This is a genomic window from Vicinamibacterales bacterium (genome assembly GCA_036496585.1).
GTDB lineage: Bacteria > Acidobacteriota > Vicinamibacteria > Vicinamibacterales > 2-12-FULL-66-21 > JAICSD01.
The window spans coordinates 1-13933 of the sequence record DASXLB010000024.1; the positions used below are offsets into that span (position 1 = coordinate 1).

The 13933-nt window shown below is 68.3% G+C and carries 10 protein-coding genes and 1 tRNA gene; 9 read left to right on the plus strand and 2 right to left on the minus strand.

The features are described 5' to 3' along the window. Positions 1–253: 253 nt before the first annotated feature. Positions 254–328 (minus strand) — tRNA-Glu (locus tag VGI12_07840). A gap of 140 nt (positions 329–468) precedes the next feature. Between VGI12_07840 and VGI12_07845 the strand changes: the two genes are divergently transcribed. The 6 genes from VGI12_07845 (at position 469) to VGI12_07870 (ending at position 6569) form a co-directional block, all read left to right on the plus strand. Further along, positions 469–1845 (plus strand): M23 family metallopeptidase, encoded by a 1377-nt coding sequence (locus VGI12_07845; protein ID HEY2432571.1) that lies wholly within the window; start codon positions 469–471, stop codon positions 1843–1845. Between the two features lie 407 nt (positions 1846–2252). After that, complete coding sequence (locus tag VGI12_07850; GenBank protein HEY2432572.1) at positions 2253–3023, plus strand: carboxypeptidase regulatory-like domain-containing protein; 771 nt, start codon at positions 2253–2255, stop codon at positions 3021–3023. Between the two features lie 9 nt (positions 3024–3032). Beyond that, positions 3033–4067 (plus strand): COX15/CtaA family protein, encoded by a 1035-nt coding sequence (locus tag VGI12_07855; protein HEY2432573.1) that lies wholly within the window; start codon positions 3033–3035, stop codon positions 4065–4067. Continuing rightward, complete coding sequence (gene cyoE / locus VGI12_07860; protein HEY2432574.1) at positions 4064–4951, plus strand: heme o synthase; 888 nt, start codon at positions 4064–4066, stop codon at positions 4949–4951. Before VGI12_07855 ends, cyoE begins: the two co-directional genes overlap by 4 nt. 1 nt (position 4952) lies before the next feature. Beyond that, positions 4953–5366, plus strand: coding sequence for a DUF420 domain-containing protein (locus tag VGI12_07865; protein ID HEY2432575.1), 414 nt, complete (start codon positions 4953–4955; stop codon positions 5364–5366). A gap of 9 nt (positions 5367–5375) precedes the next feature. Next, positions 5376–6569, plus strand: coding sequence for a GGDEF domain-containing protein (locus VGI12_07870; GenBank protein HEY2432576.1), 1194 nt, complete (start codon positions 5376–5378; stop codon positions 6567–6569). 18 nt (positions 6570–6587) lie between these two features. Here the strand turns inward: VGI12_07870 and VGI12_07875 are convergent, their stop codons facing one another. Next, a complete protein-coding gene (locus VGI12_07875; GenBank protein HEY2432577.1) occupies positions 6588–8996 on the minus strand; it encodes an exo-beta-N-acetylmuramidase NamZ domain-containing protein in 2409 nt (802 codons plus the stop codon). A 34-nt stretch (positions 8997–9030) separates the two neighbouring features. On the opposite strand from VGI12_07875, the gene VGI12_07880 reads away from it, so the two are divergent. The 3 genes from VGI12_07880 to VGI12_07890 are packed head-to-tail and all read left to right on the plus strand — an operon-like array spanning position 9031 to position 13932. Further along, the gene (locus VGI12_07880; GenBank protein ID HEY2432578.1) at positions 9031–9759 is read left to right on the plus strand and encodes a hypothetical protein; all 729 of its coding nucleotides are present in this window, start codon (positions 9031–9033) and stop codon (positions 9757–9759) included. After that, positions 9740–11824 (plus strand): sulfatase-like hydrolase/transferase, encoded by a 2085-nt coding sequence (locus tag VGI12_07885; GenBank protein ID HEY2432579.1) that lies wholly within the window; start codon positions 9740–9742, stop codon positions 11822–11824. The genes VGI12_07880 and VGI12_07885 overlap by 20 nt, the downstream gene beginning before the upstream one ends. Next, positions 11821–13932 carry a sulfatase-like hydrolase/transferase gene (locus VGI12_07890; GenBank protein HEY2432580.1) on the plus strand — a complete coding sequence of 704 codons (2112 nt, stop codon included), beginning with the start codon at positions 11821–11823 and terminating at the stop codon, positions 13930–13932. The genes VGI12_07885 and VGI12_07890 overlap by 4 nt, the downstream gene beginning before the upstream one ends. The last annotated feature ends 1 nt before the right edge of the window (position 13933 follow it).

Below are 13933 nucleotides of genomic sequence, written 5' to 3' on the forward strand. Positions count from 1 at the left end.
GGTTCTCAGTGTGGCCGACATACAGCGTATCGTCGGCACAGCGCAGGATGTACGTGAACGGCATTGGACGACGATGCCATCGTCGCGATTGAGAGATCAAGATGACGTGATCGGTCTGACGTGATCGGTCCTTCGATGCGCCACCGCCCAGCCTTCGGCTGGCCGCTGGCTTACTCAGGACATTCGATTGGTCTGGCTGGCCTGCCATGAGGGAGCCTTCGGCCTGCCGCAGGCGGGATGAAGGCGAATCGAATGGTACCGCTACGGGGATTCGAACCCCGGTCCCGTGGCTGAGAACCACGTGTCCTGACCCCTAGACGATAGCGGCACGAGGGGCAACCCGAACCTACGATTGTACGCGGCTGGCCGGACTCCGTCAACCCGCGCGGCGGCCAGCGCAGGCTCCCGCCGAACTTATCGATCGTCGCCCATCGGTTATCGGTGATCGGACTCCGATATCATCGGCACATGCGGTATCTCCTCGGTCTCCTCCTGATCGTTCTCCTCGTGGCTGGCGGCCTCTTCGCCTACGCCGGACGTCTGCCCGGACCCGCCATTCAAATCGACAAGCCGACGAAGTATGTCGGCCAGACCGGTACGGTCGACGTCGCCATCACCGCGCCGCAGGCGCGAATCACCAGCATCCAGGTGGCCTTCGAGCAGAACGGCAAGCAGACCCCGCTCGTCTCCCTGGCGCAGCCGGGGACGGCCGAGATCAAGCAGGAAGCGCCGGATCGCGTCCGCATCACGCGCGCGATCGGCCGCGACGCGATTCCCGATCTGAAGAGCGGCCCGGCGCGCATCGTCGTGACCGCGGAACGCCCGGTCCTCTTCGGGCTGCGCAAGGCGAAATCGACCGCCACCCGCGACGTCACCGTACGACTCGAGAAGCCGACCATCGCCGTGCTTTCGACCAAGCACTACGTCAATCTCGGCGGCTCGGAAGTGCTCGTCTACCGCGCGACGCCGGCCGATGTCGAGTCGGGCGTCATGGTGGGCGACCTCAAGTATCCCGGCTATCCCGCCAGCGGCGCGACCGTCGAGGGGGTCCACATCAGCGACCCGGCCGTGAAAGTCGCGTTCTTCGCGCTGCGTTACGACCAGGACCTGAACACGCCGATGTCAGCCTACGCCCAGGACGAAGCGGGCAACACCGCGCGCGCCGAATTCGATCACCTCACCTTCCCCAAGCCCTTCAAGCGCAGCACGATCCCGATCGACGACAAGTTCATCAACAAGGCCGTGCCGTGGATCTACGAGAACTCGCCCGAGGTCAAGTCGACCGGCGATCCCCTGCAGGACTTCCTGCAGGCGAACGGCCAGCTGCGGCGAATCAACGCGCAGAAAATTGCCAGCTACGCGCAGCAGTCCTCCCCCGAGATGCTCTGGGGCGGCATCGTCTTCCACCCCTTCACCAACTCCGCTGTGGAAGCGGCCTTCGCCGATCACCGCACCTACATGTACAACGGCAAGGAAATCGACCAGCAGACGCATCTCGGTTTCGACCTGGCGCGAGTCGTCAACTCGCCGGTGGTGGCGGCGAACAAGGGGAAAGTGCTGCACGCGGGTCCGCTCGGCATCTACGGTAACTGCGTGATCGTCGATCACGGCATGGGGGTGCAGTCGCTCTACGGCCACCTGTCGTCGATCTCCGTCAAGGTGGGCGACTCCGTCGAGAAAGAGCAGGAGATGGGCAAGAGCGGCATGACCGGCATGGCGGGAGGCGATCACCTGCACTTCACGATGCTCGTCAGCGGCCAGATGGTGAACCCAGTCGAGTGGTGGGACGCCCACTGGATTCAGGATCGCATCATCCGTAAGCTGCGCGAGGCGTCAGGCAGCTGATCGATGGAGGCCACACGGCCGGTCGGAAGGACGAGCGAGCGCAGCGACGCGAGCCACGCGAACGGAGCGCGCCGGCCCAGCGGCGCGCGAGCGAGCGTGCAGGGGGCCCGCGGGGCGAAGCCCCCGGACCAAAATGCCTGGTGGGACCCCCACTGGATTCAGGACCGTATCATCCGCAAGCCGCGCGAGGCATCAGGCAGCTGATCGACGGAGGCCACACGGCCGGTCGGAAGGACGACGCGAGCCACGCGAACGGAGCGCGCCGGCCCAGCGGCGCGAGCGAGCGTGCAGGGGGCCGCGGGGCGAAGCCCCCGGACCAAAATGCCTGGTGGGACGCCCACTGGATTCAGGATCGCATCATGCGCAAGCTGCGCGAGGCATCGGGATCGTGATAGATCTAGAGGGTTATGTCCAGCATTTATAGAGTCTTAGCGCCCCTGGCGTTGACCGCCGCGATCGCGGCGTGCGGCGGATCCGACGCGAGCAAGTCGGCGGAGCCCGCCTCCCCGAAGGCCGCTCCCGACGCCCGCCGCGTCGATCCGGCCACCGCAGCCACGATCAGCGGCAAGGTTGTGCTCGAAGGATCGGTGCCGGAGAACCCGACGATCAAGATGTCGTCGGACCCGGCGTGCGGCAGCAGCGAGCTGCGCGGCGAGTCGTACGTCGTCGACAACGGCGGCCTGAAGAACGTGTTCGTCTACATCAAGGACGGGCTCGGCAACAAATACATCTTCGACACGCCGACCGACCCGGTGAAGATCGATCAGAAGGGCTGCCACTACGTACCGCACGTGGTCGGGCTCCGGACGACGCAGCCGCTCGAGATTGTCAACAGCGACAACACCCTGCACAACGTGCACGGCATGCCGAAGGCGAACGTCGAATTCAACCAGGGCCAGCCGGTGCAGGGCATGAAGAACGATTTCACGTTCAAGGCGCCGGAAGTGCTGATTCCCCTCAAGTGCGACGTCCACGCGTGGATGAACGCGTATGTCGGCGTCGTCGATCATCCGTATTTCGCCGTCACCGGCGACGGCGGCAGGTTCGAGCTGCGCGGCGTGCCGCCCGGCACCTACAGTGTCGAGGCGGTGCACGAAAAACTGGGCCGCGTCTCGCTGCCGGTGACAGTCGGCGAAAAGGACTCGAAGGAACTGACCTTTACGTTGAAGGCGCAGTAGCAGCACGACATGAACGATCGCGACCCACACCTCGCGACCGGCGCCTTGCGCGTCGCACCTCGCGCCACGCTCTGGCATCACCGCTTCGCCAAGGCCGTTGCGGCGTGCACCGTACTGCTCATTACCGCGGGCGGCATGGTGACGAGCACCGACTCCGGGCTCTCGGTGCCCGACTGGCCGACGACCTACGGCTGGAACATGTTCACCTTCCCGCTGAGCAAGTGGGTCGGCGGCATCCGTTACGAGCACACGCACCGGCTGATCGCGAGCACGGTCGGCTTCCTGACGATCGTCCTGGCGGTCTGGACCTGGCGGGTCGAACCGCGCGCCTGGGTGCGCCGGCTCGGATTCGCGGCTCTCGGCGCCGTGATCCTGCAGGGCGTGCTGGGCGGCATCACCGTCCTGCTGTTCCTGCCGCCGGCCGTGTCGATCGGGCACGCCGGCCTGGCGCAGATCTTCTTCTGCCTGACGGTGACGCTGGCGCTGGTGACATCGCCCGGCTGGACATACACGGTCGATCCGGTCGACGACAGGATGCTGCGGCGCGTGGCGGCGGTGACCACCGCCTTGATCTACTCGCAGATCCTGATCGGTGCGACGATGCGCCACAATGCCGCCGGCCTCGCGATTCCCGACTTCCCGCTCGCATTCGGTCATCTGATTCCGCCGGTGTGGAACGCCAAAGTGGCGCTCAATTTCGCGCACCGGGTGGGCGCGCTGGTCGTCACGACGGCGATCGTGGCGACGTCGAGCCACGTGCTCTATCACCATCCGCGGCGGCGCGAACTGGCGTGGCCCGCGCTGCTCCTGCTCGGGCTCGTGGCCGTGCAGATCACGCTCGGCGCGTTCGTCGTCTGGAGCGGCAGGAATCCGGCGATCAACACCGCCCACGTGGTCAATGGCGCCGCGGTGCTCGGCACGTCGCTGGTCCTGACGCTGCGTTCGTTCCGCGCCGGCTTCGAACGCCTGGTCCAGCCGATTCGCATGCCGCAGCGGGAGGCGTCCGGGCTCGGCGCGCTGCCGCCTCGCGGGGTACAGCCGTGAGGACGGAGGCGGCGGCGATCCCGGCAGCGGCGGACCGCTCCCGTGATTACACCGCGCTCGCCAAGCCGCGGCTCAACATGCTGGTCGTCGCGTCGACGATGGCGGGCTACGCGATGGGCGACGGCGAGCCGCTGGGAGCGCTCCGGGTCGCCGGCCTGGTGATCGGCACGTTCTGCGTCGCCGGCGGCGCCTCGGCCTTCAACCAGGTGCTCGAGCGCGACACCGACGCGCTGATGCGGCGGACACGGTCGCGGCCGCTGCCCGCACAGCGGCTACACCCGACCGACGGGCTGGTCTTCGCCACCGCGATCAGTCTCGCCGGGCTGCTGCTCACGATCGGCTCGTCGAACCTCCTGGCCGGCGCCGCCTCGCTGACGACGCTGCTGATCTACGTCGCCGTCTACACGCCGCTCAAGCGAACCACGTCGTTCAGCACGGTGATCGGCGCGATTCCTGGCGCGCTGCCGCCAATCATCGGCTGGGCGGCCGTCGCGGGCGAACTGCCGATCAAGGCGTGGACGCTCTTCGGCATCATGTTCCTGTGGCAGCTGCCGCATTTCCTGGCGATCGCCTGGATGTGCCGCGACGACTACACGCGGGCGGGCTTCCCGATGCTCCCTGTCATCGAGCCGGACGGACACAGCACCGGACGCCAGTCGGTCGTCTACTCGGCGGCGCTCATCCCGTTGAGCCTCGCGCCGCGGCTGATGCACATGACCGGCGACGGCTATTTCGCCGGCGCGCTGGCGCTCGGCCTGCTCTTCCTCTGGCTGGCGGTCCGCTTCGCGCGAAGCCGCGCCGACGCGGACGCCCGCCGGCTGTTCTTCGGATCGATCCTGTATCTGCCGGCGCTGTGGATCCTGATGATCGCCGACAAGTTGTAAGGTGACCCTCTCCGATCTGCCTGCGCTGGACGCGACGCTCAATGCCACCGCCGCGGTGCTGCTCTCGATCGGCTGGTGGCGGATTCGGCGCGGGCGCGTGCAGCAGCACCGGGCGTTCATGCTGGCGGCCTTCTGCACCTCGGCGGCGTTCCTGGTCTCCTACCTCATCTACCACGCGCACGTCGGCTCAGTTCGGTTCGCAAAACACGGAATCGTCAGAGCCGTCTACTTCACGGTCCTGTTGACGCACACGGTGCTGGCCACCGTGATCGTGCCACTGGTGCTCATATCGCTCGTGCGCGGGCTGAAGCGACAGGACGCGCGGCACCGGGCGATCGCACGCTGGACAATGCCGCTGTGGTTGTACGTGTCGATCACCGGCGTGATCGTCTACGTGATGCTGTATCAACTTTAGAATGGAGGCGTGGGCGCGCCTTCCGCTCTAACGGCCGAGTCCGCCGTACTCAATCCACACGTCGTCGCCGGGTCGGCGGCGCTCGTCGTGGCGCTGCTGTCGCTGCTGGTCTATCTATTCCGGCGGCGGCTGTTCATCCTCTGGTGGGTGGGCGCGTGGACGCTGCTCGCCGTGTCGATGCTGAGCGTCGCGCACGCCTACAGTAACGAGAAGATCGGCGCGATGATCTACGGCGGATCGCAGCTGCTTGGCGTGCTGAGCTCGCTGGCCTTCGTGGTGGCGGCCGACGCCTACCGGCAGCGGCCACGACTGAAGCGCAGCTACGGCCTGGTGCTGCTGCCGATCGCCATTTACTTCGTGTTTCTTCCCGTCGCGCTCGGGCCGCGCATCGTCTTCGCGGTCGGGCATCTGCTCATCGCCGGCGGCATGGCGACCGCCGCGGTCGCTCATCTTCTCCTGCTTCGCTACTCGCGGCTGCTCGGCGCCACCGTGATCGGCCTGGCGCTGCTGGCGATTGCCGGCCTCAACATCTGGATGGGCGCGACCATCGGTTCGCCGGAAGGCAACGGCACGCTGACCGCGGTGCTGATCGGCATGTCGCTGGTGTTCCTCGTCGGCGGCGTCGGCCAGCAGTTGATGGCGTTCGAGGACATGACCTACGAGCTGCGCCAGACGAACCGGCGCCTGGAAACGGCGCAGAGCGAGCTGCGTCAAATGGTCGTCACCGACCCGCTGACCGGCACGAGGAACCGCCGCTTCTTCGAGGAGATCATCCCGCGCGAGCTGCAGCGGCACCGGCGCGACCGCACCCCGCTGTCCCTGGTGTTCATCGACGTCGATCGGTTCAAGGCGATCAACGACTCGCTCGGGCACGAGGCGGGCGATCGCGTGCTTCGCGACGTCGCGGTGTTCCTGCTGCGCAACATCCGCGAAGCCGACTACGTCTTCCGCTGGGGCGGCGACGAGTTCCTCGTGCTGATCTCGTGCAGCGAGCAGGAAGCGCTACGCCGCGCCGCGGCGTTGCAGGCGGACTTCACCGCCTCACCGCAGCTCCCCAACCTGCCGCAGGGGGTCGGTCTCAGCATCGGCTGCGTCGAGGTACCGCCCGATACCGACGACATCATGGCGCTCGTCCAGGCCGCGGACGAGCGCATGTACGCCGACAAGAAGCGCCACAAGGCGAAGCGCCGGCGCCACCACTAGCGACTCCCGAGGTGGTCCCTAGTACAGCAGGTACTTCGCCCGGAGCGACCGCCATTTCGCCTCGGCCGCATTCCACGACGCGGCGATCGACGACGGCTCCTCGTTTGCCTTGATGCGCGCCAGCGTGTCGCGCGAGCCGAACAGGCGCAGCGCCCCGTCGAGCTGATATTGCGCAGGATAGAGGCGCGCCAGCGCCGACGCGATCTCGAGGCCGACCCTCACGGGATGCAGCGCGGCCCGGTCCGTGACGATGATGAACACGCCCTGGCACTCCTGGTTGGCGTAGACGCTCGACACGGGCGTGAAGCGCTCCGGATAGAAGCGGACGCCCGGGATCGCGCGGGCGTTCAGCGCCCCGGCCAGCGCGACACCGTCGGCCCAGGGAGCGCCGACGTGCTCGAACGGTGTGTCGGTGCCGCGGCCCACAGAGATGTTCGTCGTCTCGATCGCGCCGATGCCAGGATAGAGCGCGGCTTCGTTCAGGTTGCGCATGTTCGGCGATGGCCCGATCCACGGCAGCCCCGTCTCGTCGTACCAGTCGTCGCGGCTCCAGTTCTTCATCGCCACGACGGTGAGATCCGCGCCAATCCTGTTCTCGCCGTTGTAGAGCCGCGCGAGCTCGCCGATGGTCATCCCGTGGCGGATCGGCATCGCCTGAAAGTAGCCGGTGAACGTGCCGGCCTGATCCGGGTCGAGCGCCGGTCCCTCGATCTGCCAGCCGTTCACGGGATCGGGGCGATCGAGCACGACGACCGGCAGCTTGCGCGTGGCTGCCTCCTCGAGCACGTAGGCAAGGGTCGTAGTGTAGGTGTAGAACCGCGCGCCGACGTCCTGCAGGTCGACCACCAGGGCGTCCAGCCCGTCGAGCATCGCCGCCGTCGGCCGCCGGGTGTCGCCGTAGAGCGAGAGAATCGGCAGCAGCGTCTTCTCGTCGGTGGCCGACGGAACGCGTTCGTCGAGCAGACCGCGGATGCCGTGTTCCGGACTGAATAGCCTGGTCAGCTTCACGTCCTTCGCTCCGAACAACGCGTCGATCGTGGTGATCCCGTCGCGACCGCGGCCGGTGTGATTGGTCACGAGGCCGACGCGCTTGCCGCGCAGCGGCGCGAAGCCCTCGCCGCGAAGCACGTCGAGCCCGGTTTCGACCGGCGGCCGCCTCGCGCGGACGGGCGCGGGACCGGCTGCGCCGAAATCCCGGCCGGTCATGGCGCGCATCCGCGCCGCGTCCGACGGCACGTCGACAATCGCCGAAGCGGCAATCGTCGCGATCTTCGCCCGCACTGGCGTGACGTCTCCCTTGCCGTCTGGATGGACGCGATTCGACAGGAAGATCACGAACTCGCGCGTCAGCGGATCGATCCAGATTGACGTGCCGGTGAAGCCGGTGTGACCGTACGAGCCGAGCGGCAGCAGCTCGCCGCGGTTCGAGGAGTAGGCCGAGTCGATGTCCCACCCGAGTCCGCGCACGCTCGGGTCGCCTGGCGCGGCGCCGACCGGCGACGTCATCTTCGCCACCGTCAGCGGCGACAGGACGCGCACGCCGGCATAGGCGCCGCCCTCGAGCAGCATGCGGCAGAAGACCGCGAGATCGGCGGCCGTCGAAAACAGTCCGGCGTGCCCCGCCACGCCGCCCATCCGCCGCGCCGTGGGATCGTGAACGACGCCGCGCAGCCACGCCGCGTTCGGGCCTTCGCAGGGCCAGCCAAACGGCGTGCACTTCTCGGTCGGCGCGATCCGCGGACGAAGGGCCGGCGGCGGCAGGAACATCGTGTCCTTCATGCCCAGCGGCGCGAAGACGTGCTCGCGGGCATAGGCATCGAGCGTCTCGCCGCTCACCCGACGCACGATCTCGCCGAGCAGCTCGTAGTTGATGTCGCTATAGACGAAATGCTCGCCGGGCGGCGCGGTCGGCACCTCGTCGATGGCGAGCGCGATCGCCTTCTCGTAGCCGCTCCAGTCCTCGTCCAGATCGAGATCCGGACGCAGCCCCGAGGTGTGCGTCATCAGGTGGCGAATCGTGATCGTCCCCTTGTGGTAGCGCTCGAACCCGGCGATGTAGTCCGACACGCGATCGTTGAGTCGGAGGCGCCCGTCCTCCACCAGCTTCATCACGCTCGTCGTCGTCGCTACAACCTTGGTGAGCGACGCGAGATCGAAGATCGTGTCGAGCGTCATCGGCTCGGCGGCCGGTTCGACGGCGCGGCGTCCGATGGCCTTCTGCCACAGCACACGGTCGCCTCGCCCGATGAGGACGACCGCCCCTGGCAGCTTTTTGGCGGCGATGGCCTCTTCGACGATCGCCGGAATGGCGTCGAGCCGGCCGAGGTCGACGCCGGCGGCGAGGCGGCGGCCGTCCTGTCCGGCGATCGTGGCGGTACAGGCGAGAAAGGCCGCAAATGCCATCAAACGCAGGGGTTTTGGCCTCACGTGGTGGATTATACTTTCGGCTGATATGCGCGAGATGCCGCTCGTCCTCGCGTCGGTGTTCCTGCTCGGCCCTACGACGCTCGTCCAAATCGATACGGGCAAGTTGAAGGGAACGCCGGCGCAGCTCGCCTGGTCCGAAGACGGCACGCAGCTGTATCTGCAGACGGCGGAACACGATGGGGCAGGCAAGGTGACGAGGACACATGCATTCCTGTTCACGCTCGGCGATCCAGCCTTGACGCCGACCGACGGCGCGCCCGCGTGGGCCACGCGCTACTGGAGCTGGAAGTCGTACAAGACGCCGCCCAATTCAGAGGGCCCGGAGATCCAGGTGTCGCAGGAAATGCGGACGCAGAACGCGACGGAGTCCGCCATGGGCGGATCGCTCAACGAAGGGGGCGGCAGTGTCCAGGGCCTGAACGGATCCGGCACCTCGCTCAATGCCGTCACGACCAGGGCTCAGCAGCAGTCCAAAGTCCCGGCCGTGATCCTGAAACTCAAAACGGAGATCGTCGGCGAGTTCGTCGACACGCCGCCGGTTCCCGGGCTCACGTTCGGCTGGGCACCCGCGCTCCCGGCGCAACTCGCCTACGCGAACACCTCGGGCCATCTCGCGATCGCCGACGGTCAGGGGCACAGCCGCGAGGTCGCCGGCACCAAGAACGTCACGCTTCCGGCGTGGTCGCCCGACGGGTCGAAGATCGCCTTCCTCTCGATGACCGGAAAGAACAAGTACGACGTCTGTGTCGTGGACGCGCGCTGACCTCGCACGGCGAGGCGCCGTCCTCCTTGCGCTGACCACCGCGGCCTGCGTGTTCGGCGCCGGCCGCGCGCCGCTCGTCGAGCGCCGCGCGGATCAGAACGTCCTGCTGGTCACCATCGACACGCTGCGCGCCGACGCCGTGTCGGGGCGGGCAAAGACGCCGAACCTCGACGCGCTCGCCGCGCACGGCCTCCGCTTCACGTTTGCGCACGCGCACGCCGTACTGACACGTCCCTCGCACGCAAGCATCCTCACCGGGCTGTATCCCTACGAGCACGGCGTCCGCGATCACAGCGGCTATCGCATCCGCCCGGGCACGACGACGCTGGCCACGCTGCTGAAGGCGCAGGGATTCGCCACGGCGGCATTCGTGGGCGGCGCGCCGCTGACCCGGGCGTTCGGCCTCGACACCGGTTTCGACGAATACGACGACCGTTTTGCGCGCGGCAACGCGGCCGACTTCTCGCTCGCCGAGCGTCCGGCCGGCGCCGTCGTCGCGTCGGCCACGCAGTGGATTGCCGCGCAAAAGGGCCGCTGGTTCGCCTGGGTGCACGTCTTCGATCCGCACGCGCCGTACCGTCCGCCGGCCCCCTTCGACAAGGAATACGCCGCCCAGCCGTACTACGGCGAGGTGGCGTACGTCGACAGCGCGCTGCAGCCGCTGTTCGATCTCGCCGGCCGCGACATCCGGCCGACGGTCGTCGTCGTCACGGGCGATCACGGCGAAGGACTCGGCGAGCATGGCGAGCTGACCCATGGCACGTTTGCCTACGAGCCGACGCTGCACGTGCCGCTGATCGTCGCGCAGCTGCCGAGCCGCGGCGCCGGCGTCGTCTCGGATGCGCCGGTCCGACATGTCGACATCCTGCCGACGCTGCTCGACGCGGTCGGCGTCGCAGCGCCCGGATCGTTGCACGGACGTTCGCTGCTGCCCGGCGCGGCGGCGGTAGCCGATGCCGACATCACGTCCTATTTCGAGGCGATGTCCGACATGCTCAACCGCGGATGGGCGCCGCTGTCGGGGGTGGTCGCCGGCCGTGAGAAATACATCGATTTGCCGCAGCCCGAGCTCTACGAGCTCTCGTCGGATCCTGCCGAGACGTCGAATCTCGTCGAACGGCGAACCGATCGCCGGCGGGCGCTCGAGATCCGGCTGCAGGACTTTCACGCGGCGCCGCCGGGCGAACGCGCCGCCGAGGCGCCGGAGGTGGCGGCCACCCTCCGCTCGCTCGGCTACACGTCCGGCAGCGCACCCGCCAAGGCGCGCTACACCGAGGAGGACGACCCGAAGCGCCTCGTGCAGCTGGATCAGTGGATCCAACAGGGCGTCGATGCCTGGCAGCAGAACCGCCGCGACGAAGCGCTCGCGCTCTATCGCCGGGTGATCGCGGCGCGGCCTTCGATGACGCTCGGCTACAAGAACCTCGCGCTGCTGCAGTGGCAGCAAGGCGACGCCCGCGCCGCAATCGCGACGCTCGAACAGGGTCTGCAGGCCGGCGCCGCCGATCCCGCCATGACGACGCAGCTGGGGACGTATCTGGCGGAGGCGGGCACAGCCGCCGATGCGATCGCGCTACTCGAGCCGCTGACGTCGGGAACGACCGCTGACCCCGACGCGCTGAACGCACTCGGGATCGCCTATGCGCGCAGCGGCCGCCGGGATGCAGCCGCCGCCGTCTTTCAGCGTGTGCTGGCGATTGCCCCGTCGAATGCGCAGGCGCTCGAGAACCTCGGCACGCTGGCGCTCGAGCACGACGACCTGGCGGCGGCCGAGCGGATGCTGCGCCAGGCCATCGCCGCCGATCCGCGCTCGGCGCGGCCGCACAACGGCCTCGGCGTGATCGCGATGAAGACCGGTCGCCCGGATGACGCGTTCGCCGAGTGGAAGCAGGCGGTCGCGCTGGCGCCGTCCGACTACGATGCGCTGTTCAACCTGGCGATGGAACTCGACGCCGCGGGGCGCCGGGCGGAAGCACGCCCGTATCTCGAGCGCTTCGCGGCCGAGGCCCCGCCGGCCCAGTACGCCGTCGACATCGCCCGAGTCAGGAAGGCGCTGGCCCGGTGAAGCGCACCTTCGAACTTCTCTCCCTCGCGATCTTCGCCTCCTTCGTGTCCTTGAGCGCGTGCGGCCACCGCGACGCCGGGCCGATCGTCTTGATCTCGATCGACACGCTCCGCGCCGACCACCTGCCTGTCTACGGCTACACGAAGGTGCGGACGCCAAACATCGACGCGCTCGCCGCCGACGCCGCGGTCTTCGATCAGGCCTGGTCGCACGCGCCGCAGACGCTGCCCGCGCACACCAGCATCCTCACCGGGCTGCTGCCCTTCGAGCACGGCGTGCGCGACAACGTCGGCTTCACCGTCAAACCGGGCCAGTGGACGATCGCGCGGGCGCTGGCCGCGAAGGGCTGGCCGACCGGCGGATTCGTTTCGGCGTTCGTTCTCCGCAAGGCGACCGGCATCGACCAGGGATTCGAGACCTACGACAGCGAGATGCCGCCGTCCTCGTCGGAAGTGTCGATCGGGCAGGTGCAGCGGAAAGGGGAAGACACGCTGGCGGCGGCCGAGCGGTGGCTGCAGGCCCGCGACCCCGGCCGGCCGTTCTTCCTGTTCTTTCACATCTACGAGCCGCACAAGCCCTACACGCCGCCGCCGCGCTTCGCGTCGTACCTGCCGTACGACGGCGAGATCGCGTATGCCGACGAGATCGTCGGACGCCTCTTCGACCGGCTGCGCGCGATGGAGATCTATGATCGCGCCACCATCGTGCTGCTCGCCGATCACGGCGAAGGGCTCGGGGATCACGGCGAGCAGGAGCACGGACTGTTCCTCTATCGCGAGACGACGAGGATTCCGCTCCTCGTGAAGCTGCCGGGGCAGCATGGCGGCAGGCGGATCGACGTGCCGGTGCAGCAGATCGACCTCGCCCCGACTCTGCTCGATCTCGCCGGGGCGGCGCCGCAGCCGGCGCTGCACGGCAGGTCGCTGCGGCCGCTGCTCGAAGGGACGGGCGGCATTGCCGACGCCGGCATCTACGCCGAGGCGCTGTACTCCCGCTACCATTTCGGCTGGAGCGAGCTCTACGCGCTCACCGACGCGCGCTATCGGCTGATCCGCGCACCGCGCGACGAGCTGTTCGACGAGCAGCACGATCCGGCAGAGACGAAGTCGCTCGCCGCCGATCGCCCGCAGGTGCGCCAGGCGATGCGGTCGGCGATCGATCGGCTGATCGCCAACGCCGGGCTCGCCGCGCCGGCCGCGGTGAGCGACGACGATCGGCAGAAGCTCGCCGCCCTCGGCTACGTCGGCAGCGGCGCCGACCAGTCGCTGACGCTGCCGGGCGATGCGCTGCCGGACCCGAAAGACAAGGTGCACGTGCTCGAGCAGTACCGTCGAGCCGCGGACCTTGCCGGAGAGCGGAAGTTCGAAGCGGCGACGGCGCTCTATCGCGAGGTGCTGGCCGCGGATCCGGGCATGACCGACGTCTGGCTGCAGCTCGCCGAGGTCTACGTGCGTCAGGGCATGAGCGAAGAGGCGGTGCACGCTTATGGCGAGGCCATCAGCCGCAACCCGAGGGACCCCGGCAGCCTGATCGGCGCGGCGGCGCAGCTGCTTCGGCTCGGGCGACTCGACGAGGCGCGCAAGCACGGCGAGCTCGCGGTGCCGCTCGCGCCGGCCGGCGCCCACGAGATCCTCGCGAAGATCGCGCTGGCCCGGCACGACCGCGACGGGGCGCTTCAGGAAGCGCGGCTCGCGCAACAGGCGGATCCGACGCTGCCGATGCCGCTCTACGTCGAGGGACTGCTGCTCTACGACCAGCAGCAGTTCGCGGCGGCGCTGACGCCGCTGCTGCGGGCCCGCGATGCGATGCGCAGCCGCACGCTGCAGATGAACGACTTGAACTACTACATCGGCGACTCGCTGGCGCGCCTGAACCGCTATCCTGAAGCCGAGCCATATCTGATCGCCGAACTGCGTGTCTTCCCGCAGAACACCCGCGCCCGCGCCGGGCTCGCCATGCTGTATCGCGCGATGGGGCGCGACGGTGATTCCGACGCGGCCGTCGAAGCCCTGCTCCGTGCCTCGCCGACGAAGGAGGGGCGCGACATGGCCGCCCAGCTCTATCGGATGTTCGGCGAAGCGGACAAGGCGGCGCACGTTCAGCGGTAGA

Bases quoted from the DNA above. Each gene is read 5' to 3' on its own strand.
- VGI12_07845 (HEY2432571.1), top strand. From the start codon at position 469: ATGCGGTATCTCCTCGGTCTCCTCCTGATCGTTCTCCTCGTGGCTGGC.
- VGI12_07850 (HEY2432572.1), top strand. From the start codon at position 2,253: ATGTCCAGCATTTATAGAGTCTTAGCGCCCCTGGCGTTGACCGCCGCG.
- VGI12_07855 (HEY2432573.1), top strand. From the start codon at position 3,033: ATGAACGATCGCGACCCACACCTCGCGACCGGCGCCTTGCGCGTCGCA.
- VGI12_07880 (HEY2432578.1), top strand. From the start codon at position 9,031: ATGCCGCTCGTCCTCGCGTCGGTGTTCCTGCTCGGCCCTACGACGCTC.